Here is a 20,547-nt window from a genome sequence, read left to right as displayed (position 1 = left end):
GGCTGCCGAAGGACCAGTACCAGGCCCGCTCCTGTACCCCCGGCCGGCTGAGCCGATGGGTGCCGATCGCTTCTACGCGTACGGTGCCGCCGCCGGCCTTCTCGGTGACCTGCTCCTCGGCGATCCACGCCGCGGGCATCCGGTCGCCGCGTTCGGGCGGGCTGCCGCGGCCGCGGAACGCGCGTTGTGGCACGACCACCGCGGCTGGGGCGCGCTGCACACCGCCGTGTGCGCCGGTGGCCCCGTCGCCCTCGGCGCGCTGGCCGCACGCGCCGTACGCCCCTCCCCCACCGCCTCCGTCGCGCTGACCGCCGCCGCCACCTGGGCGGTCGTCGGCGGCACCTCGCTCGCCCGGGAGGCCCGCGCCATCGGGCGTGCCCTGGAGGCCGGGGACATCGAGACGGCCCGCGCGCGGTTGCCTCATCTGTGCGGCCGGGACCCGCAGGCGCTGGACGCCGACGGGATCGCCCGGGCCGTGGTCGAGTCGGTCGCCGAGAACACCTCCGACGCCGTCGTGGGCGCGCTGGTGTGGGGTGCCGTGGGTGGGGTGCCGGGGCTGCTCGGGTTCCGGGCGGTCAACACCCTCGACGCGATGGTCGGTCACAAGTCGCCCCGGCTCCGGCGCTACGGCTGGGCCTCCGCCCGCCTCGACGACGTCGCCGGCTGGCCGGGGGCCCGGCTGACCGCCGTACTCGCCGCCGCGGCCGGACCCGACCCCCGCGGTGCCCTGCGCGCCTGGAGAGCCGACGCCCGCAAGCACCCGAGCCCCAACGCCGGGCCCGTCGAGGCCTCGTTCGCGGGCGCCCTCGGCGTACGGCTCGGCGGCACTCTCTCCTACGGCGGGCGCGTCGAACACCGCCCCGTACTCAACGGAAAGACCGGGCGCCCCGTCCGGGTCACCGACATCGACCGGGCCGTACGGCTCTCCCGCCGCGTCGGCCTGCTCGCGCTCGGCGCCACGCTCGCCGCGCGCCGACTCGTGAAGGGACGTGGGAAGTGAACGGGGGTCTCCTCGTCGCCGGCACCACCTCCGACGCCGGCAAGAGCGTCGTGACGGCCGGGATCTGCCGGTGGCTGGTGCGCCAGGGTGTGAAGGTCGCGCCGTTCAAGGCGCAGAACATGTCCCTCAATTCCTTCGTGACCCGGGAGGGCGCGGAGATCGGGCGTGCGCAGGCCATGCAGGCCCAGGCGTGCCGGATCGAGCCGACCGCGCTGATGAACCCGGTGCTGCTCAAGCCGGGCGGCGAGCAGAGCAGCCAGGTGGTGCTGCTGGGGAAGCCGGTGGGCGAGTTGAGCGCGCGCGGCTACCACGGTGGGCGGCAGCAGCGGCTCCTCGGCACGGTGCTGGAGTGCCTGGCCGAGTTGCGGGGCACGTATGACGCGGTGATCTGTGAGGGAGCGGGGAGCCCGGCCGAGATCAATCTGCGGCGCACCGACATCGTCAACATGGGGATCGCGCGGAACGCGCGGCTGCCCGTGCTCGTCGTCGGCGACATCGACCGCGGGGGTGTCTTCGCCTCCTTCTTCGGCACGGTCGCCCTGCTCTCACCGGAGGACCAGGAGCTGGTCGCCGGGTTTTTGGTGAACAAGTTCCGGGGCGATGTCAGCCTGCTGGAGCCCGGGTTGGACATGCTTGAGGGCCTCACCGGGCGGCCGACGTACGGCGTCCTGCCGTTCCGGCACGGGCTCGGCATCGACGAGGAGGACGGGATGGGGGTCCCCCCTGCCCGAACGGAGTCGGGAGCCGTCGCTCCCCCGGTCGGCGAGGACGTGCTGCGGGTCGCCGTCTGCGCGGTCCCGCTGATGTCCAACTTCACCGACGTGGACGCGCTCGCGGCCGAACCGGGTGTCGTGGTGCGGTTCGTGGACCGTCCGGAGGAGCTGGCGGACGCCGACCTCGTGGTGGTCCCGGGCACGCGCGGGACCGTGCGGGCGCTTCAGTGGCTGCGGGAGCGGGGGCTGGCGGACGCCCTTGCCCGGCGGGCCGCTCAGCGCAGGCCGGTCCTCGGCATCTGCGGCGGCTTCCAGATCCTCGGCGAGCGCATCGAGGACGAGGTCGAGTCGCGGGCCGGCCAGGTCCCCGGACTCGGCCTGCTTCCCGTGCGGGTGCGGTTCGCCCGCGAGAAGACCCTCACCCGGCCGGCCGGGGAGGCCCTCGGCGAGCGGGTCGAGGGGTACGAGATCCACCACGGGGTGGCCACGCTCGACGGGGGCGAGCCCTTTTTGGACGGCTGCCGGGTCGGCCAGACCTGGGGGACCCACTGGCACGGCTCGCTGGAGTCGGACGGTTTCCGGCGGGCCTTCCTGCGCGAGGTGGCCGCCGCCGCGGGCCGCCGCTTCGTGCCGGCCCCGGACACGTCCTTCGCCGCGCTGCGCGAGGAGCGGCTCGACCGGCTCGGCGACCTGATCGAACACCACGCGGACACGGACGCGCTCTGGCGGCTCATCGAGTCGGGCGCGCCACAAGGACTGCCTTTCATTCCACCGGGAGCGCCCGCATGAGCACAGTGTTGTTGTTGTCGACCGCCGACACGGATCTGCTGGCGGCCCGGGCCTCCGGCGCCGGGTACCGGATCGGCAACCCGACCCGGGTCGACGTCGCCGGGGAGCTGCCGGGCCTGATCGAGGGCGCGGACATCGCCGTCGTACGGCTGCTGGGCGGCAAGCGTGCCTGGGAGGACGGGCTGGCCGCGCTGAAGGCGTCCGGTGTGCCGACCGTGCTGCTGGGTGGCGAGGCCGTCCCCGACGCCGAGCTGATGGCCGAGTCGTCCGTGCCGGCCGGAGTCGTCGCGGAGGCGCTGAAGTACCTGGTCGAGGGCGGCCCCGCGAACCTGCTGGAGCTGTCCCGGTTCCTGTCCGACACCGTGCTGCTGACCGGTGAGGGCTTCGACGAGCCGTGCAAGATGCCGGAGTACGGCGTGCACGGCGGGTACGAGCTGCGGGACGGCCGCCCGACCGTGGGCGTGCTCTTCTACCGGGCGCACGAACTGAGCGGCAACACCGCCTTCGTGGACACGCTGTGCGAGGCGATCGAGGCGAAGGGCGCCAACGCCCTGCCCGTGTACTGCGGTTCGCTGCGCGGTGCGGACGCCGGGCTGTACGAGCTGCTGGGGAAGGCCGACGCGCTGGTCGCCACCGTGCTCGCGGCCGGCGGTACGCACGCCTCGCAGGCGTCGGCGGGCGGCGACGAGGAGGCCTGGGACATCGGCGCGCTCGCCGACCTCGACATCCCTGTGCTGCAAGGGCTCTGCCTCACCTCCTCGCGGGACGCGTGGGAGGAGTCGGACGCGGCCCTGTCCCCCATGGACGCGGCGATGCAGGTGGCGATCCCCGAGTTCGACGGCCGTCTGATCACCGTGCCGTTCTCCTTCAAGGAGCAGGCCGGCGAGAACGGCGCCGAGGTGCCGGTGTACGTCGCCGACCCGGAGCGGGCCTCCCGGGTGGCCGGTATCACCCTGCGGCACGCGCGGTTGAAGCACAAGCCGAACGCCGAGAAGAAGATCGCCCTGGTCTTCACGGCGTACCCGACCAAGCACTCCCGCGTGGGCAACGCGGTCGGTCTGGACACGCCGGCCTCGGCCGTACGCGTGCTGGACGCGCTGCGCGACGCCGGCTACTCGCTCACCGCGTACCCGGACGGGGGTGACGAGCTGATCCACCGGCTGATCGAGGCCGGTGGTCACGACGTGGAGTGGCTGACGGAGGAGCAGCTGGCGGCGGCGCCCGCGCGGGTGCCGCTGGCCGACTACCGGGCGTGGTTCGAGAAGCTGGACCCGCAGCTGCGGGACGCGATGACCGAGGCGTGGGGCGAGCCGCCGGGCTCGCTGTACGTGGACGGCGAGGACATCGTGCTGGCCTCCCTGCAGTTCGGGAACGTCGTCGTGATGATCCAGCCGCCGCGCGGCTTCGGCGAGAACCCGATCGCGATCTACCACGACCCCGACATGCCGCCCTCCCACCACTACATGGCGGCCTACCGCTGGCTGGAGAACAGTTTCGGCGCGGACGCCGTCGTGCACATGGGCAAGCACGGCACGATGGAGTGGCTGCCGGGCAAGGGTCTCGGGCTGAGCGCCGGTTGCGCCCCGGACGCCGTGCTCGGCGATCTGCCGCTGATCTACCCGTTCATCGTCAACGACCCCGGCGAGGGCACCCAGGCCAAGCGGCGCGGGCACGCCACGGTGGTCGACCACCTGGTGCCGCCGATGGCGCGCGCGGACACCTACGGCGACCTGGCCAAGCTGGAGCAGCTGCTGGACGAGTACGCGCTCGTCTCCGACCTGGACCCGGTGAAGGCCCCGGCCGTCCGCGCCCAGATCTGGACCCTGGTCAAGGCGGCCGAGCTGCACCACGACCTGCACGTGGACGAGCAGCCGGACGACGACGCGTTCGACGAGTTCGTCATGCACATCGACGGTTACCTGTGCGAGATCAAGGACGTGCAGATCCGCGACGGCCTGCACATCCTGGGCGGCGGTCCGGTCGGCGAGCCGCGGGTGAACCTCGTCCTCGCCGTGCTGCGCGCCTCGCAGGTGTGGGGTGGCCAGGCCAACGCGCTGCCCGGGCTGCGGGCCTCACTGGCCGCTCATTTCGGTCTGGACGAGAAGGAGCTGCTCGCCGAGCCGGGCGCTCCGGTGAAGGCGCCGGTGGAGCTGACGGACCTGGTGGACGGTCCGGCACGGACGGCGTCGGACGCGATCGACCTGCTGGAGCAGCTGTGCCGGCGGATCGCGCAGGGCATGGAGGACCGGGCCTGGGACGGTACGACCGTACGCGCCGTCCTGCGGGACGTGCTCGGCGGTGAATTCCCGGACGCGGTCGCGGTGCTGGAGTTCGCCTGCACCGAGGTCGTACCGCGGCTCGCCCGCACCACCGACGAGATCGGGCACATCCTGCGGGCTCTTGCCGGCGGATACGTTCCGGCCGGTCCCTCGGGCTCGCCGACCCGCGGCCTGGTCAACGTCCTGCCGACCGGCCGGAACTTCTACTCGGTCGACCCCAAGGCGATTCCCTCCCGGCTGAGCTGGGAGGTCGGGCAGTCGCTCGCCGACTCACTCGTGGCCCGCTATCTGCAGGACACGGGCGAGTACCCGAAGTCGGTGGGCCTCACGGTGTGGGGCACGTCCGCCATGCGCACGCAGGGCGACGACATCGCGGAGATCCTTGCGCTGCTGGGCTGCCGCCCGGTGTGGGACGACGCCTCCCGCCGGGTGACCGGCTTCGAGGTGATCCCGCCGGCGGAGCTGGGGCGGCCGCGCATCGACGTCACGGTCCGTATCTCCGGCTTCTTCCGGGACGCGTTCCCGCACGTGGTGGGGTTGATCGACGACGCGGTGCGGGCGGTGGCGGAGCTGGACGAGCCGGCCGAGCGGAACTTCGTCAAGGCGCACGCCGACGAGGACACCGCCGAGCACGGCGACCGGCGGCGCGCGACGGCCCGGATCTTCGGCTCGAAGCCGGGCGCGTACGGCGCCGGGCTGCTGCCGCTGATCGACGCCCGCAACTGGCGCTCCGACGCCGACCTCGCCGAGGTGTACGCGGTGTGGGGCGGCTACGCGTACGGCCGCGGGCTCGACGGACAGGCGGCGCGCGGCGACATGGAGACCGCGTTCAAGCGCATCGCGGTCGCCGCGAAGAACGTCGACACCCGCGAGCACGACCTGGTCGACGCCGACGACTACTTCCAGTACCACGGTGGCATGGTCGCCATGGTCCGGCATCTGACCGGCGCCAGCCCCGAGGCGTACGTGGGTGACAGTGCCGTACCGGACCAGGTGAAGACCCGCACGCTCGGCGAGGAGACCCACCGGGTCTTCCGCGCCCGCGTGGTCAACCCGCGCTGGATGGCGGCGATGCGCCGGCACGGCTACAAGGGTGCCTTCGAGATGGCGGCGACCGTGGACTACCTGTTCGGCTACGACGCGACGGCCGGCGTGGTCGACGACTGGATGTACGAGAAGCTCAGCGCGGAGTACGTCTTCGACCCGGAGAACCGGGACTTCATGAAGAAGTCCAACCCGTGGGCGCTGCGCGGTATCACCGAGCGCCTGCTGGAGGCCGCGGACCGCGGACTGTGGGCCGAGCCGGACGCGGAGACGCTGGAGCGGCTGCGCGCCACCTACCTGGAGCTGGAAGGCGACTTGGAGGGCGACCAGTGACCACCCCCTTCCCTTTCACGGCCGTTGTCGGCCAGGACGATCTGCGGCTCGCGCTGCTGCTGAACGCCGTCTCGCCGGCGGTCGGCGGGGTGCTGGTGCGCGGCGAGAAGGGCACCGCCAAGTCCACGGCGGTACGCGCCCTTTCGGCGCTGCTGCCCGAGGTGGCCGTCGTCCCCGGGTGCCGGTTCTCCTGTGACCCGGCGGCACCGGACCCGTCATGCCCGGACGGGCCGCACGAGCCGGGGCCGGCCACCCAGCGGCCCGCGCGGATGGTGGAACTCCCCGTCGGCGCCTCCGAGGACCGGCTGGTCGGCGCGCTCGACATCGAGCGGGCGCTCGCGGAGGGTGTGAAGGCGTTCGAGCCGGGACTGCTGGCCGACGCACACCGCGGCATCCTGTACGTGGACGAGGTCAACCTCCTCCACGACCACCTGGTCGACCTGCTGCTGGACGCGGCGGCGATGGGCGCCTCGTACGTGGAGCGCGAGGGCGTCTCCGTGCGGCACGCGGCCCGCTTCCTGCTCGTCGGCACCATGAACCCCGAAGAGGGGGAGCTGCGGCCGCAGTTGCTCGACCGGTTCGGGCTGACCGTGGAGGTCGCGGCCTCGCGGGAGCCGGACCAGCGCGTGGAGGTGGTGCGGCGCAGGCTGGCCTACGACGACGATCCCGTCGGCTTCGCCGTCCGCTGGGCCGGCGATGAGGCTGCCGTACGTCAACAGATCGTGGCCGCACGGGAGTTGCTGCCGCAGGTGCGGCTGGGCGACGGGGCGCTGCGGCAGATCGCGGCCACCTGCGCGGCCTTCGAGGTGGACGGCATGCGCGCCGACATCGTGATGGCGCGTACGGCGACCGCCCTGGCCGCGTGGGCCGGGCGGACCGACGTGCTCGCCGAGGACGTGCGGCAGGCCGCGCTGCTCGCGCTGCCGCACCGGCGCCGGCGGAACCCGTTCGACGCGCCGGGACTGGACGAGGACAAGCTCGACGACACGCTGGAGCAGTTCTCCGGGGACGACGGGGACGGCGAGGACGATCCCGATCCCGACGGACCCGGTGGCGGCGGTGGGCAGCCGGCACCCGACGACAGCGGTCCCGAGGGTGACGGCGGCGGCGCAGCGCAGCCCGAGGCCGGTGAGGGCGGCCGGCCGCAGGCGTCCGGCTCGCAGGAGCAGCCGGCCGCGCGGGCCGTCGAGCCGTTCCGCACGAAGGTGCTGAGCGTGCCCGGCATCGGGGAAGGTGCCGCGGGGCGGCGCTCGCGGGCCCGGACCGAGCACGGGCGCACGACCGGGTCCCGGCGGCCCCGGGGTGCCCTGACCAAGCTGCACCTCGCGGCCACGGTGCAGGCCGCCGCCCCGCACCAGCGGGCGCGCGGCCGGTCCGGGCCGGGGCTGGTGATCCGCCGGGACGACCTGCGGCAGGCGACCCGTGAGGGGCGCGAGGGGAATCTCGTGCTGTTCGTGGTGGACGCGTCGGGGTCGATGGCGGCGCGGCAGCGGATGAGCGCCGTGAAGGGTGCGGTGCTGTCGCTGCTGCTGGACGCCTACCAGCGGCGGGACAAGGTGGGGCTGGTGACCTTCCGGGGGTCCGGTGCCGATGTCGCACTGCCGCCGACCTCGTCCGTCGACGCGGCCGCGGTCCGGCTGGAGTCGCTGCCGACGGGCGGTCGTACGCCGCTCGCGGCCGGGCTGCTGACGGCGCACGAGGTGCTGCGCGTGGAGCGGCTGCGGGATCCGGCGCGGAGGGCGCTGGTCGTGGTGGTGACCGACGGCCGGGCCACCGGCGGTCCGGAGCCGGTCGCCCTCGCCGGGCGGGCGGCGCGGCTGTTCGCGGCCGAGGGGGTCGCCTCGGTGGTCGTGGACTGCGAGTCGGGGCCGGTGCGGCTCGGGCTCGCCGGGCAGCTCGCGGGTGAGCTGGGCGGTACGGCCGTCACGCTGGAGGAGTTGCGGGCCGACTCGATCGCCGGGCTGGTCAGGGACGTGCAGGGGACTTCGAGGAGGGCCGCGTAATGCCGCAGGGACAGCCGAGTGTCGTACCGGAGGACGGTCTGACGACCCGCCAGCGCCGGAACCGGCCGCTGGTCGTCGTGCACACCGGGGTCGGCAAGGGCAAGTCCACCGCCGCGTTCGGGCTCGCGCTGCGCGCCTGGAACCAGGGGTGGCCGATCGGGGTGTTCCAGTTCGTCAAGTCCGCGAAGTGGAAGGTCGGCGAGGAGAACGCGCTGCGGGTGCTCGGCGCCTCCGGGCAGGGCGGGACGGTCGACTGGCACAAGATGGGCGAGGGCTGGTCCTGGGTCCAGCGGGACATCCAGGGTGACAACTCGACCAACGAGGAGAAGGCCCGGGAGGGCTGGGAGCAGGTCAAGCGGGACCTGGCGGCCGAGACGTACCGGCTGTACGTGCTCGACGAGTTCGCGTACCCGATGCACTGGGGTTGGGTGGACACGGACGAGGTCGTGGACGTGCTGCGGAACCGGCCCGGTACCCAGCATGTGGTGATCACGGGGCGGAACGCGCCGCAGAAGCTGGTGGACTTCGCCGACCTCGTCACCGACATGTCCAAGGTCAAGCACCCCATGGACGTCGGCCAGAAGGGCCAGAAGGGCATCGAGTGGTGACATCGTCGGTGCCTCGGCTGGTCATCGCCGCGCCTTCTTCGGGCAGCGGCAAGACCACCGTCGCCACGGGGCTGATGGCCGCGTTCGCCGCGCGGGGACTCGCCGTGTCCCCGCACAAGGTCGGGCCGGACTACATCGACCCCGGGTACCACGCGCTCGCGACCGGGCGGGTGGGGCGCAATCTCGACGCGTATCTGTGCGGGCCGGAGCTGGTCGCTCCGCTGTTCCTGCACGGCGCCCGGGGATGTGACCTCGCCGTGGTCGAGGGCGTGATGGGGCTGTACGACGGGGCCGCGGGCGAGGGGGAACTCGCGTCCACGGCCCATGTCGCCAAGTTGTTGCGGGCGCCGGTGGTGCTCGTCGTGGACGCGTCGTCGCAGTCGCGGTCGGTGGCGGCGCTGGTGCACGGATTCGCGTCCTGGGATCCGGAGGTGCGGGTCGGGGGCGTGATCCTGAACAAGGTCGCCTCGGACCGGCATGAAGAGTTGCTCCGGGAGGCGCTGGACTCGGCGGGCGTGCCGGTGCTGGGGGTGCTGCGGCGGACCGCTCCGGTGGAGACGCCGTCGCGGCATCTGGGGCTGGTGCCGGTCGCCGAACGGCGTTCTGCCGCGGTCGAGGCGGTGGCGGCGATGGCTGAGCAGGTGTCCCACGGGTGTGACCTGGGCGCCCTGGAAGCACTTGCCACGGGCGCTGGTCCATTGCCGGGTGCCGAGTGGGATGCGTCTGACGCCCTGGCTTCGCCCGCGCCGCCCCTGCCCTCCCCGTCCTCCAGGGGCCCCGCCCCTTCGGACCCGCCAGGTGGCTCCGCCCCCTGGACCCCCGACCGGCCTGAACGGCCTCGTCCTCGAACGCCGGACGGACTGGTGATCGCCGTGGCCGGTGGAGAAGCGTTCACCTTCTCCTACGCCGAGCATGTCGAGCTGCTTGCCGCCGCCGGTGCGGACGTCGTCGCCTTCGACCCCCTTCGCGACGAGCGGCTGCCGGAAGGTACCCGGGGGTTGGTCATCGGTGGCGGGTTCCCCGAGGTGTACGCCGCCGAGTTGTCCGCCAACGAAGCCCTCCGCAAGGACGTCGCCGAACTGGCCTCGAGCGGCGCACCCGTGGCCGCCGAGTGCGCGGGACTGCTCTACCTGTGCCGGGAGTTGGACGGGCGCCCCATGTGCGGGGTGCTGGACGCGACCGCGCGGATGAGTGAACGGCTGACCCTCGGCTACCGGGACGCCGTGGCCGTCGGCGACAGTGTGCTGGCGGTGGCCGGGACGCGGATGCGGGGGCACGAGTTCCACCGCACGGTCGTCGAGCCCGGTGCCGGTGCCGCTCCCGCCTGGGGCATGCGGGCCCCCGTCCGGTGGGTCGAAGGTTTTGTACAGCAGGGCGTGCACGCGAGTTATCTGCACACGCACTGGGCGTCCGAGCCCGGCGTGGCCCGTCGGTTCGTGGAGAGGTGCCGGACGTCATGAGCAGCAGGCTGGTCGGAGTCGGGGTCGGTCCCGGTGATCCGGAGCTGGTGACCGTCAAGGGGGTCAACGCGCTGCGTTCGGCCGATGTCGTCGTGGTACCGGTGATGGCTGCACCCGATGGAAAAGACGGCGGGGAGCGGGGGCGCGCCGAGGCGACCGTGTTGCACTACGTGCCCGAGGACAAGGTGGTCCGGGTGGTGTTCGCGCTGAACGAGCGGACCGACCGGGCACGGCGTGAGGCGGCCTGGGACGCGGCCGGCGAGCGGGTCGCCGGGCTGCTGCGCCAGCGGGGGTCCGTGGCCTTCGCGACCATCGGCGACCCCAACGTGTACTCGACGTTCACGTATCTCGCGCAGACCATCGCCGGGCTGGTGCCGGGCGTCGTCGTGGAGACCGTCCCCGGGATCACCGCCATGCAGGATCTCGCGGCGCGGTCCGGTGCGGTGCTGACGGAGGGCACCGAGCCGCTGACCCTCGTCCCCGTCACGGCCGGGTCGGCGGTGCTGAAGGAGGCGCTGGCCGGGCCGGGGACCGTCGTGGCGTACAAGTTCGGGCGGCAGGCCGCCGAGGTCGCCGAGGCGCTTGAGGAGACCGGGCGGCTCGGGGGCGCCGTGTGGGGGTCGGCGCTGGGGCTGCCGGAGGAGTCGGTGCGGCCGGCCGCGGAGCTGGACGGAGAGCCTTTGCCGTACCTGTCGACGCTGATCGCGCCCCCGCGGCGGGACGGCGGGCGGGGCGGGAAGCTGTGACGCCGGACCCGCGGTCAGCCGGAGACGCCGACCACCAGCCAGATGAACGCCGCGCCCGCGACCGTGCACAGCAGGGTGGAGTGGGCGGGGTGCTCGTGGTGGGCCTCGGGGAGGATCTCGGCGGCGGCGAGGTAGAGCAGTACCCCGCCGAAGAGGCCGAGATAGCCGCCGAGCACCGGCTCCGGGATGCGGAAGAAGGCGGTCGACAGTGCGCCCAGCAGGGGTGCGCAGGCGTCGGCGACCAGCATCCCGATCGCCCGGTGGCGCGCGTTGCCGTACAGGGTCGTGAGGGTGAAGGTGTTGAAGCCGTCGGCGAAGTCGTGCGCGATCACGGCGAGCGCGACGGCCGCGCCCATGCCGCCGCCCACCTGGAAGGCCGCGCCGATCGCCACGCCGTCCATGGCGCTGTGGCCCACCATCGCGGCGGCCGCCGTCAGGCCCACCTCGGGCGCCCGGTGCCCGTGCTCGTCCCCGCCGTGGGGCGCGACGGGGGTCCCCGCGGCCGGAGTGGAGCCGGGAGCCTGGGGGCGGCCGGCGAGGAGGCGTTCCACCAGGTGGGCCAGCAGGAACCCGACCACGAACAGCAGCAGGGCGGCGGGTACGCCGAAGACCTCGCGGCCCGCGGCCCCGAGCGCCTCCGGCAGCAGGTCGAGGCCGACCACGCCCAGCATCAGCCCGCCGGCCAGGCCGAGGACGAGATGCCTGCGGTCGGTCACGCGCTGCGCCGTCCAGCCGCCGGCCAGCGTCATCAGGAACGCGCCGAGCGCGACGAAGACCGCCATAGGCACTTGCTATCCGATCGAGGCGCCTTCGCGCACATCCGGCGCCGCGCGTACTCCCGCACGCCCTGACATTTCACCCGCTTCCGAGTTGTGTTCCCGTACGAGAGGACCCTTCCCATGGCCGATGCCCCCACCGGCAAGGTGACGTTCGTCGGTGCCGGCCCCGGCGCCGCCGATCTGCTGACGTTCCGTGCCGCGCGCGCGATCGCCGAGGCGGACGTGGTGATCTGGGCGGCCAGTCTGGTCCAGGCGGAGGTCCTCGAGCACGCGCGCGAGGACGCGGAGATCCTGGACTCGGCGACCATGTCCCTGGAGGACGTCGTCGCCGTCTACCGGCGTGCCCGCACGGAGGGCCTGAAGGTCGCCCGCATCCACTCCGGTGACCCGGCGCTGTGGGGCGGCACCCAGGAGCAGCTGGACCGGTGCGCGGAGATCGGGATCGCGACGGAGGTCGTGCCCGGGGTGTCGTCGTTCTCGGCGGTGGCCGCGCTCGCCCGGCGTGAGCTGACGATCCCCGAGGTCGCGCAGTCCGTCGTGCTCACCCGGCTGGGCGGGGGCAAGACGCCGATGCCGCCCGGGGAGGAGGTCCGCGAGTTCGCCCGGCACGGTACGACCATGGCGGTCTTCCTGTCGGCGGCGCGCAGCGGGCAGCTGGTGCGGGAGCTGCTGGAGGGCGGCTATCCGACGGACACCCCGGTGGTCGTCGCCTACCAGGCGACCTGGCCGGAGGAGCTGGTCGTGAAGTGCACCATCGGCACGCTGGAGGAGACGGTGAAGGAGCACAAGCTCTGGAAGCACACGCTCTTCCTGGTCGGTCCGGCGCTCGACGCGCGCGGCACCCGTTCGCACCTGTACCACCCGGGTCACTTCCACGGGTACCGCAAGGCGGACCCGGAGGCCCGGCGGGCGCTTCGCGAGCGAGGGGCGAACAGTTGATCACGGTCGTCGGCGCGGGGACGGGGGCGCCCGTTCCCGACGACGTGCTCGCCGGGGCCGCGCTGGTGGTCGGCGGGCGCCGGCACCTGGACGCCGTACGGCTGCCGGAGGGCGCCGAGCGGGTCGTGCTCGGCCCGCTGGCGCCCGCCCTGGACACGATCGCGGAGTACCTCGGCAAGGAGCTGCCGGTGACCGTGCTGGCCTCTGGGGATCCGGGGTTCTTCGGGATCGTGCGGGCACTGGCCGGGCGATTCGGTGCCGGATCGCTGGACGTGCGACCGGGGGTGTCCTCGGTGGCCACGGCGTTCGCGCGGATCGGGCTGCCCTGGGACGACGCGGTCGTGGTCAGCGCGCACGGCCGGGATCCGCGGACGGCGGTGAACGTCTGCCGGGCGCACCCCAAGGTGGCCGTCCTCACCGGGCCGGGGGCCGGACCCGCCGAGCTGGGCGCCGCGCTGACCGGTGAGCGTGTCCTCGTCGTGGCGAGCGCGCTCGGCGATCCGGAGCGGGAGCGCGTGGAGCGGGTGACGCCCGCCGAGGCGGCGGCCCGGGACTGGGGTACGGCGGTGAGCGTGGTGCTGTGCCTGGACGAGGCACGGGTGCTGGGTGCGGTGCGTACGGTCGCCGGGGTTCCGTCCGGTCCGGCCCGCTGGGCGCTGGACGAGGCCGAGTTCGCGCACCGGGACTCCATGATCACCAAGTTCGAGGTGCGGGCCCTGGCCCTGGCCCGGCTCGGGCCGCGCCTGGGCGATCTCGTCTGGGACGTGGGCGCCGGCTCGGGCTCGGTGGCGGTGGAGTGCGCCCGGCTCGGCGCGGCCGTCGTCGCCGTCGAGAAGACCCCGGACGGAGTGGAGCGCGTCCGTGCCAACGCGCGGGCCCACGGCGTGGACGTGCGCGTGGTGCACGGCACGGCGCCCTCCGCCCTGGAGGGCCTGGCGGATCCCGACGCGGTGTTCGTCGGCGGCGGGGGGCGTGAGCTGCCCGCCATCGTCGGCGCGTGCGCGCGGCGGGCCCGGCGGACCGTGGTCGTCGCCATGGCCGCGCTGGACCGGGTACCGGCGGTGCGCGAGGCGCTCACGGCCGCCGGGTTCGGCTGCGACGGGGTACTGCTGCAGTCGTCGCGACTGGCGCCGCTGCCGGGGGACGTGACCCGGCTCGCCGCCATCAATCCTGTTTTTCTGCTCTGGGGTGCCAGAACCCCGGTGCCTAGTGAAGGAGTTGCCCAGTGATCGGCCTCATTTCCGCCACCGCGGCGGGGGCGGCGGCGCGGGACCGGCTGGCCGCGGCGTGGCCGGACCGTACCCGGGTGTACGAAGGTCCCGTCGGGCAGGCCGTACGGGCCGCGTTCGCGGAGTGCGAGCAGCTGGTGTGCTTCCTGGCGACCGGGGCGGTGGTCCGGCTGCTCGCACCGCTGCTCGGCGACAAGACGGCCGACCCGGGCGTGGTGTGCGTGGACGAGGGCGGCCGGTTCGCGGTCTCGCTGGTCGGCGGGCACGGTGGCGGGGCCAACGAACTCGCCCGTGAGGTCGGGGGGTTGCTCGGTGCCGAGCCCGTGGTGACGACCGCGACGGACTCCGTCGGACTGCCGGGCCTGGACACGCTCGGGCTGCCGTACGAGGGTTCGGTCGCCGTGGTCTCCCGCGCCCTGCTGGACGGCGAACCGGTCGCGCTGGAGGCGGAGGTGCCATGGGCGCTGCCGCCGCTGCCGACCTCGCCACAGGGCTCCTACACCATCCGGCTCACCGACCGGGCCGTGGAACCGGGCGAGCGCGAGGTGCTGTTGCGGCCGCCGTCCCTGGTGGTCGGGGTCGGCGCGTCCAAGGGCGCACCGGCCGGGGAGGTCCTCGGGCTGATCGAGGAGGCGCTGCGCGAGGGAGGGCTCTCGCCGCGGTCCGTGGCCGAAGTGGCCACCGTGGACGCCAAGGCGGAGGAGCCCGGAATCGTCGCCGCCGCCGAACGGCTCGGGGTGGCCCTGGTGACGTACTCCGCCGAGGAGCTGGCGGCCGTCGAGGTGCCCAACCCGTCCGACGCGCCCCTCGCGGCCGTCGGCACGCCGTCCGTGGCGGAGGCGGCCGCCCTTTTGGGTGGTGGTGAACTCCTCGTCCCCAAGCGCAAGTCCGTCCGGGAGGACGGGCAGCCGGCGATGGCGACCTGTGCCGTCGTACGGCGTCCGGGGCGCGGGCGGCTCGCGGTGGTCGGGCTCGGGCCCGGCGCCCGGGACCTGCTCACCCCGCGCGCGGCGGCCGAACTGCGGCGGGCCTCGGTGCTGGTCGGGCTCGACCAGTACGTGGACCAGATCCGCGATCTGCTGCGGCCCGGCACGCGGGTGCTGGAGTCCGGGCTGGGCGCGGAGGAGGAGCGGGCCCGTACGGCCGTCGCGGAGGCCCGGCGCGGGCACGCGGTGGCGTTGATCGGCAGCGGGGACGCGGGCGTGTACGCCATGGCCTCGCCGGCGCTCGCCGAGGCCTCCGACGACATCGACGTGGTCGGGGTGCCCGGGGTGACGGCCGCGCTGGCCGCCGGGGCGGTCCTGGGCGCGCCGCTGGGCCACGACCATGTGTCCATCAGCCTGTCCGACCTGCACACGCCGTGGGAGGTCATCGAGCGCCGGGTCCGGGCGGCGGCCGAGGCGGACATCGTGGTGACCTTCTACAACCCCCGTTCCCGGGGCCGTGACTGGCAGCTGCCCAAGGCGCTCGGCATCCTCGCCGAGCACCGGGAGCCGGCCACCCCGGTCGGCGTCGTCCGCAACGCCTCGCGGCCGGACGAGTCGAGCAGGGTCACCACACTCGCCGCACTGGACCCGGCGACGGTCGACATGATGACGGTCGTGACCGTGGGCAACACCGCGACCCGGAACATCGCGGGGCGCATGGTGACCCCGCGCGGCTACCGCTGGCAGGCGGCCGCACCGATGAGCGGCTCCGCCGCGGGGCAGGAGGGCGCCCAGTGAACCGTGTGACCCGTGTGGTCCATCCCATCGAGCAGGAGTCCTTCCGGCGGCTGCGTGCCCGCCTGGACACCTCGCACTTCCCGCCGCTGACCCGGGCGGTGGTGGAGCGGGTCATCCACTCCGCCGCCGACCTGGAGTACGCGACCGATCTCGTGATGGACGAGGGCGATCTGGCCGAGGCGCATGCGGCGCTGCACGCCGGTGCGCCCGTCGTCGTGGACGTGGAGATGGTCGCGGCCGGCATCACCCGGCGGGAGACGGTGTGCCGGCTGAAGGACGCCAGGTCCGGTCCGGGGCTGACCCGTTCGGCCCATGCGATCCGGCTCGCGTACGAGCAGGTCGGGCCGGGCGCCCTGTGGGTGATCGGCTGCGCGCCGACCGCCCTGGAGGAGCTGCTGACCCTGGACGCCTCCCCCGCACTCGTCATCGGCCTGCCCGTCGGCTTCGTCGGCGCGGCCGAGTCCAAGGCCGCGTTGCGCGACAGCGGGCTGCCCGCCGTGAGCAACGTGTCCGAGAAGGGCGGCTCGGCGGTCGCCGCCGCCGCGCTCAACGCCCTGCTGTACCACCCCACTTCGCCTGAGGAGACCTCGTGACCACCCCGCCCGCCCTGCTCATCGCCGGCCACGGCACCCGTGACGACGCCGGAGCCGAGGCGTTCCGCGACTTCGTACGGGAGCTGGGGCGCCACCGGCCCGGCCTGCCCGTCGCGGGCGGCTTCATCGAGCTGTCGCCGCCGCCGCTGGGCGAGGCCGTCGCCGAGCTGGTCGAGCAGGGCGTACGCCGGTTCGCGGCCGTGCCGCTGATGCTGGTGTCCGCCGGTCACGCCAAGGGCGACATCCCGGCGGCGCTGGCCCGTGAGAAGGAACGGCATCCGGGCATCTCGTACACCTACGGCCGTCCGCTCGGCCCGCATCCGGCGCTGCTGAGCGTCCTGGAGCGGCGGCTGGACGAGGCCCTCGGTTCGGCGGACCGCAGCCCCGAGGACCGGGCGGACGTCACCGTCCTGCTGGTGGGCCGGGGTTCGACGGACCCCGATGCCAACGCCGAGGTGTACAAGGCGGCGCGGCTGCTGTGGGAGGGCCGTGGGTACGCCGGTGTGGAGACGGCGTTCGTGTCCCTGGCGGCGCCGGACGTGCCGAGCGGCCTGGACCGGTGCGCGAAGCTGGGGGCGCGGCGGATCGTCGTCCTCCCCTACTTCCTGTTCACCGGAATCCTGCCGGACCGGGTGCGGCAGCAGACCGAGGGCTGGGCGGCCGCGCACCCGGAGATCGACGTGCGGTCGGCCGACGTCATCGGGCCCGAGCCGGAACTGCTGGACCTGGTGCTGGAGCGGTACGAGGAGGCCGTCAAGGGTGACCTGCGCATGAACTGCGACTCGTGCGTGTACCGGATCGCGCTGCCGGGCTTCGAGGACAAGGTGGGGCTGCCGCAGCAGCCGCACTTCCATCCGGACGACGACGGCCACCACCACGGACACGGGCACCACCAGCACGGGGGGCACTCGCACAGCCATGCTCACTGAGGACGCCGGGGGCACCGGGCACGACCTTCGTCATCACGGGGACGCCGAGGTGCGGGACGGCGGGGCCGCGCTGGCCGACCTCGCCGTCAACGTCCGTGCCGACACGCCTCCGCCGTGGCTGCGCGAGGAGATCGCCGCCTCGCTGTCGTCCCTCGCGGCCTACCCCGACGGGCGGGCGGCGCGGGCGGCGGTGGCGGCGCGGCACGGACTGCCGGTGGAGCGGGTGCTGCTGACGGCGGGGGCGGCGGAGGCGTTCGTGCTCCTCGCCCGAGCCCTGGAGGTCCGCCGGCCGGTCGTGGTGCATCCGCAGTTCACCGAGCCGGAGGCCGCACTGCGGGATGCCGGGCACCCGGTGGACCGGGTGCTGCTGCGGGAGGCTGACGGCTTCCGGCTGGATCCGGCGGCGGTACCGGAGGACGCGGACCTGGTGGTGATCGGGAATCCGACGAACCCGACGTCGGTACTGCATCCGGCCGGCGCGATCGCCGAACTCGCGCGTCCCGGGCGGGTGCTGGTGGTCGATGAGGCGTTCATGGACGCGGTGCCGGGTGAGCGGGAGGCGCTGGCCGGGCGGACCGACGTACCCGGTCTCGTCGTGCTGCGCAGCCTGACCAAGACATGGGGGCTGGCGGGGTTGCGCATCGGGTATGTGCTGGCCGGCCCCGAGATCATCGCTTCGCTGGAGCGGGCGCAGCCGTTGTGGCCGGTGTCGACGCCCGCGCTGGCCGCCGCCGCGGCGTGCGTGGCGCCGCGGGCGCTGGCGGAGGCGGGGCATGCGGCGCATCGCATCGCCGGGGACCGGGCGCATCTGGTCGCGGCGCTGTCCACGCTCGCCGACCGTGGCGTACGGGTGGTGGAGCCCGCGGAGGGGCCGTTCGTGCTGGTCCGCATGCCGGGTGCCGCCGCTGTACGACGACGGTTGCGCGACCTTGGCTACGCGGTGCGCCGCGGGGACACGTTTCCGGGGCTCGGTGAGGAGTGGGTACGGGTGGCCGTGCGGGACCGGGGGACGGTCAACGGGTTTCTGAAGGCACTGTCCGCCGCGCTTCGGTAGCCGGGGCCCCGCCCCGGTCCCCGCCAGGGTCTCCGCCTCGCCCACCCACCATCCGACTCGGCCGTCCGGAGAGGATCGCCAAGGCCGCTACGAGATCGCCCTGAGCCGCGGATGCGGACGACCAGCCGCCGCGCGGCCGGGGGCGGTAAGCCCCCCGGCCACGCGCGGATCCGGCGTCAGCCCTTCCGGCGTCGTGCCACCGTCACCGCTCCCCCGCCGGCCACCAGCAGCGCCAGCGCGCCGCCCGCGATGTACGGGGTCGCCGAGCCGCCGCCGGTCTCGGCGAGGCCGGCCCCGGCCGGGGCGCCCTGCGGACGGACGTCGGCGGCCGGGTCGTGGCGCGGCACGGGCTGCTCGGTGGGCGGGACCGCCGGGGACTCACAGGTGGCCTTGGCCAGGGTGACGGTGCCCTCGACGTCTGCCACATCGAGCTTGAGCGGATCGACCGAGACCTTGAGTTCGAGGGCGGTAGCGGCGGCCGTGCGGGTCGTGGTCCGTCGCTGGGCGAGGTCGAGACGGACCTCGCCGACGCCGGGCACCCTCACCTCGGCCTGGCCGCCGGCGGTCAGCGTGACGCGCCTGCCGAGGACCGTGACGGTGCCGAGGACGTCGGTGGAGGCGACCGGTGCCCTGCCGGCCTCGCAGGTGGCCCTGGCGGTGACCGTGTCGGCCTCGATCAGGGACAGCAGGGGCAGGCCGGGGACGTGCAGCTTGGCGTGGACCAGCCGGACCGAACCCTCGGCGCGCCGTGCGGTCACCGTGGCTCTCGACTCGGCGACGTCCGCGCCGAGCACGGTGAACGGCTTGCCACCGGCCACACCGTCGAGCCGGGCGGACAGCGCGGTCCTGTCGGCGCTCTGCGGTGCCTGGACCTCGTTGAGGGAGACCGCGAGCGGAACGTCCGCGCTCTTGTTGAGCAGGGACACGTCGAGCCCGGTGCGCAGGACGACGGCGGAGGCGCGACCGTGGTCACCGGTCGCGTGCGCGGCGCCCGCGCCCAGGACGGCGGGCGCCGCGGTGAGGGCGGTGACCGTCGCGACGGCGGCGAGACGGCGTGCGGGCATGCGGAAGTTGTTGCTGTTCAAGGTGGTGGGACCCCCCAGACGGGACAGGCTTGGGACCCGCCAACCTTTACGCACTGTGGGTGAACGGTCAGCGATCCTGGGCCACTTCACTCGAACGTGGATATCCCGCACACCTCTTCGGATCACTGGGCACAGACGTTCCCTTACTCGACCACCACCCCGTTCAGCACCACCCGGCGCGGCGCCGCCAGCACCCGTACGTCCGCGCGCGGATCGCCCTCGTAGACCACCAGGTCGGCCGGTGCGCCCTCCTCCAGGCCGGGCCGGCCCAGCCAGGCGCGGGCGCCCCAGCTCGTCGCCGACACCGCCTGAACCGGCGGGATGCCGGCGGTGACCAGTTCCGCCACCTCCGCCGCGACCAGGCCGTGGGCCAGCGAACCGCCGGCGTCGGTGCCGACGTAGACGGGGATGCCGGCGTCGTAGGCGCCGCGCACGGTGTCGTAGCGGCGCTCGTGCAGTCGTCGCATGTGGGCGGACCAGCGGGGGTACCTCGTGTCGCCGCCGGCCGCGAGGCGCGGGAAAGTGGCGATGTTGACGAGGGTCGGGACGATCGCGACGCCCCGCTCGGCGAACAGCGGGATCAGGTCCTCGGTGAGGCCCGTCGCGTGCTCGACGCAGTCGATGCCCGCCTCGACCAGGTCGCGCAGCGAGCTCTCGGCGAAGCAGTGCGCGGTGACGCGGGCGCCGAGCCGGTGGGCCTCGGCGATGGCCGCCTCGACCGCCCCGCGCGGCCAGCAGGGCGCCAGGTCGCCGAGTTCACGGTCTATCCAGTCGCCGACCAGCTTGACCCAGCCGTCACCGCGCCGGGCCTCCCGGGCGACGTAGGCGACCAGATCCTCCGGTTCGATCTCCCAGGCGTAGTTGCGGATGTAGCGGCGGGTGCGGGCGATGTGCCGGCCGGCCCGGATGATCTTCGGGAGGTCGTCGCGGTCGTCGATCCAGCGGGTGTCGGAGGGCGAGCCGGCGTCGCGGAGCAGCAGGGTGCCCGCCTCCCGGTCGGTGAGCGCCTGCTTCTCGGCGGTGTCCGCGTCGACCGGGCCCTCCGCGCCGAGACCGACATGACAGTGCGCGTCGACCAGTCCGGGCAGCGCCCAGCCCTCGACGGTGGTGAGGTCGCGGGCGCCCGCGGGGCGGTCGTAGGAGACCCGCCCCCCGACCACCCACAGCTCGTCACGGACGTCCTCGGGTCCCGCCAGGACCCGGCCCTTCACGTGCAGCACCGCGCCATCGCTCATGCACC

16 protein-coding genes are annotated in these 20,547 nt (G+C 74.0%); 13 read left to right on the top strand and 3 right to left on the bottom strand.

Going from position 1 to position 20,547, the window contains the following annotated elements; genetic code table 11:
- The first annotated feature begins 55 nt into the window (after positions 1–55).
- Genes ABZ079_RS32575 through cobI form a run of 7 tightly spaced genes read left to right on the top strand, consistent with a single transcriptional unit; the run spans position 56 to position 10,975 of the window.
- A complete protein-coding gene (locus ABZ079_RS32575; protein ID WP_356943054.1) occupies positions 56–1,000 on the top strand; it encodes a cobalamin biosynthesis protein in 945 nt (314 codons plus the stop codon).
- The gene (locus tag ABZ079_RS32570) at positions 997–2,502 is read left to right on the top strand and encodes a cobyric acid synthase (protein WP_356943053.1); all 1,506 of its coding nucleotides are present in this window, start codon (positions 997–999) and stop codon (positions 2,500–2,502) included. The genes ABZ079_RS32575 and ABZ079_RS32570 overlap by 4 nt, the downstream gene beginning before the upstream one ends.
- The gene (cobN, locus tag ABZ079_RS32565; RefSeq protein WP_356943052.1) at positions 2,499–6,158 is read left to right on the top strand and encodes a cobaltochelatase subunit CobN; all 3,660 of its coding nucleotides are present in this window, start codon (positions 2,499–2,501) and stop codon (positions 6,156–6,158) included. Before ABZ079_RS32570 ends, cobN begins: the two co-directional genes overlap by 4 nt.
- Positions 6,155–8,161: a putative cobaltochelatase gene (locus tag ABZ079_RS32560; protein WP_356943051.1), complete on the top strand. Its 2,007-nt coding sequence runs from the start codon at positions 6,155–6,157 to the stop codon at positions 8,159–8,161. Before cobN ends, ABZ079_RS32560 begins: the two co-directional genes overlap by 4 nt.
- Positions 8,161–8,769, top strand: coding sequence for a cob(I)yrinic acid a,c-diamide adenosyltransferase (gene cobO, locus ABZ079_RS32555; RefSeq protein ID WP_356943050.1), 609 nt, complete (start codon positions 8,161–8,163; stop codon positions 8,767–8,769). The genes ABZ079_RS32560 and cobO overlap by 1 nt, the downstream gene beginning before the upstream one ends.
- A complete protein-coding gene (locus ABZ079_RS32550) occupies positions 8,763–10,229 on the top strand; it encodes a cobyrinate a,c-diamide synthase (protein ID WP_356943049.1) in 1,467 nt (488 codons plus the stop codon). Before cobO ends, ABZ079_RS32550 begins: the two co-directional genes overlap by 7 nt.
- A complete protein-coding gene (cobI, locus tag ABZ079_RS32545; RefSeq protein WP_356943048.1) occupies positions 10,226–10,975 on the top strand; it encodes a precorrin-2 C(20)-methyltransferase in 750 nt (249 codons plus the stop codon). Before ABZ079_RS32550 ends, cobI begins: the two co-directional genes overlap by 4 nt.
- A gap of 14 nt (positions 10,976–10,989) precedes the next feature.
- On the opposite strand, the gene ABZ079_RS32540 is transcribed toward cobI, so the two are convergent.
- On the bottom strand, positions 10,990–11,757 hold the full coding sequence (locus ABZ079_RS32540; protein ID WP_356943047.1) for a ZIP family metal transporter: 768 nt from the start codon (positions 11,755–11,757) through the stop codon (positions 10,990–10,992).
- Between the two features lie 117 nt (positions 11,758–11,874).
- Between ABZ079_RS32540 and cobM the strand changes: the two genes are divergently transcribed.
- From cobM to cobC, 6 genes are read left to right on the top strand one after another with little or no spacing between them, the layout of a single operon-like run.
- Positions 11,875–12,693 carry a precorrin-4 C(11)-methyltransferase gene (gene cobM, locus ABZ079_RS32535; protein WP_356943046.1) on the top strand — a complete coding sequence of 273 codons (819 nt, stop codon included), beginning with the start codon at positions 11,875–11,877 and terminating at the stop codon, positions 12,691–12,693.
- Positions 12,690–13,922, top strand: coding sequence for a precorrin-6y C5,15-methyltransferase (decarboxylating) subunit CbiE (gene cbiE, locus ABZ079_RS32530; protein ID WP_356943045.1), 1,233 nt, complete (start codon positions 12,690–12,692; stop codon positions 13,920–13,922). Before cobM ends, cbiE begins: the two co-directional genes overlap by 4 nt.
- Entirely contained in the window at positions 13,919–15,646 is a 1,728-nt protein-coding gene (gene cobJ, locus ABZ079_RS32525; protein ID WP_356943044.1) for a precorrin-3B C(17)-methyltransferase, read from the top strand. The genes cbiE and cobJ overlap by 4 nt, the downstream gene beginning before the upstream one ends.
- 5 nt (positions 15,647–15,651) lie before the next feature.
- Positions 15,652–16,239 (top strand): precorrin-8X methylmutase, encoded by a 588-nt coding sequence (locus ABZ079_RS32520; protein WP_356943109.1) that lies wholly within the window; start codon positions 15,652–15,654, stop codon positions 16,237–16,239.
- Positions 16,236–17,168, top strand: a complete 933-nt coding sequence (locus ABZ079_RS32515; protein WP_356943043.1) for a sirohydrochlorin chelatase — start codon at positions 16,236–16,238, stop codon at positions 17,166–17,168. Before ABZ079_RS32520 ends, ABZ079_RS32515 begins: the two co-directional genes overlap by 4 nt.
- The gene (gene cobC, locus ABZ079_RS32510; protein WP_356943042.1) at positions 17,158–18,222 is read left to right on the top strand and encodes an Rv2231c family pyridoxal phosphate-dependent protein CobC; all 1,065 of its coding nucleotides are present in this window, start codon (positions 17,158–17,160) and stop codon (positions 18,220–18,222) included. The genes ABZ079_RS32515 and cobC overlap by 11 nt, the downstream gene beginning before the upstream one ends.
- Before the next feature lie 176 nt (positions 18,223–18,398).
- On the opposite strand, the gene ABZ079_RS32505 is transcribed toward cobC, so the two are convergent.
- Together ABZ079_RS32505 and ABZ079_RS32500 are read right to left on the bottom strand one after the other, a co-directional pair.
- Positions 18,399–19,307 (bottom strand): SCO1860 family LAETG-anchored protein, encoded by a 909-nt coding sequence (locus ABZ079_RS32505; protein ID WP_356943041.1) that lies wholly within the window; start codon positions 19,305–19,307, stop codon positions 18,399–18,401.
- Between the two features lie 143 nt (positions 19,308–19,450).
- Positions 19,451–20,542, bottom strand: coding sequence for an amidohydrolase family protein (locus tag ABZ079_RS32500; RefSeq protein WP_356943040.1), 1,092 nt, complete (start codon positions 20,540–20,542; stop codon positions 19,451–19,453).
- Positions 20,543–20,547: the final 5 nt, after the last annotated feature.

Origin of the sequence: Streptomyces sp. NPDC006314 (assembly GCF_040613075.1) — a bacterium.
GTDB lineage: Bacteria > Actinomycetota > Actinomycetes > Streptomycetales > Streptomycetaceae > Streptomyces.
The sequence above is the reverse complement of the archived record's forward strand: the minus strand, read 5'-3'. Positions and strand labels throughout refer to the sequence as shown.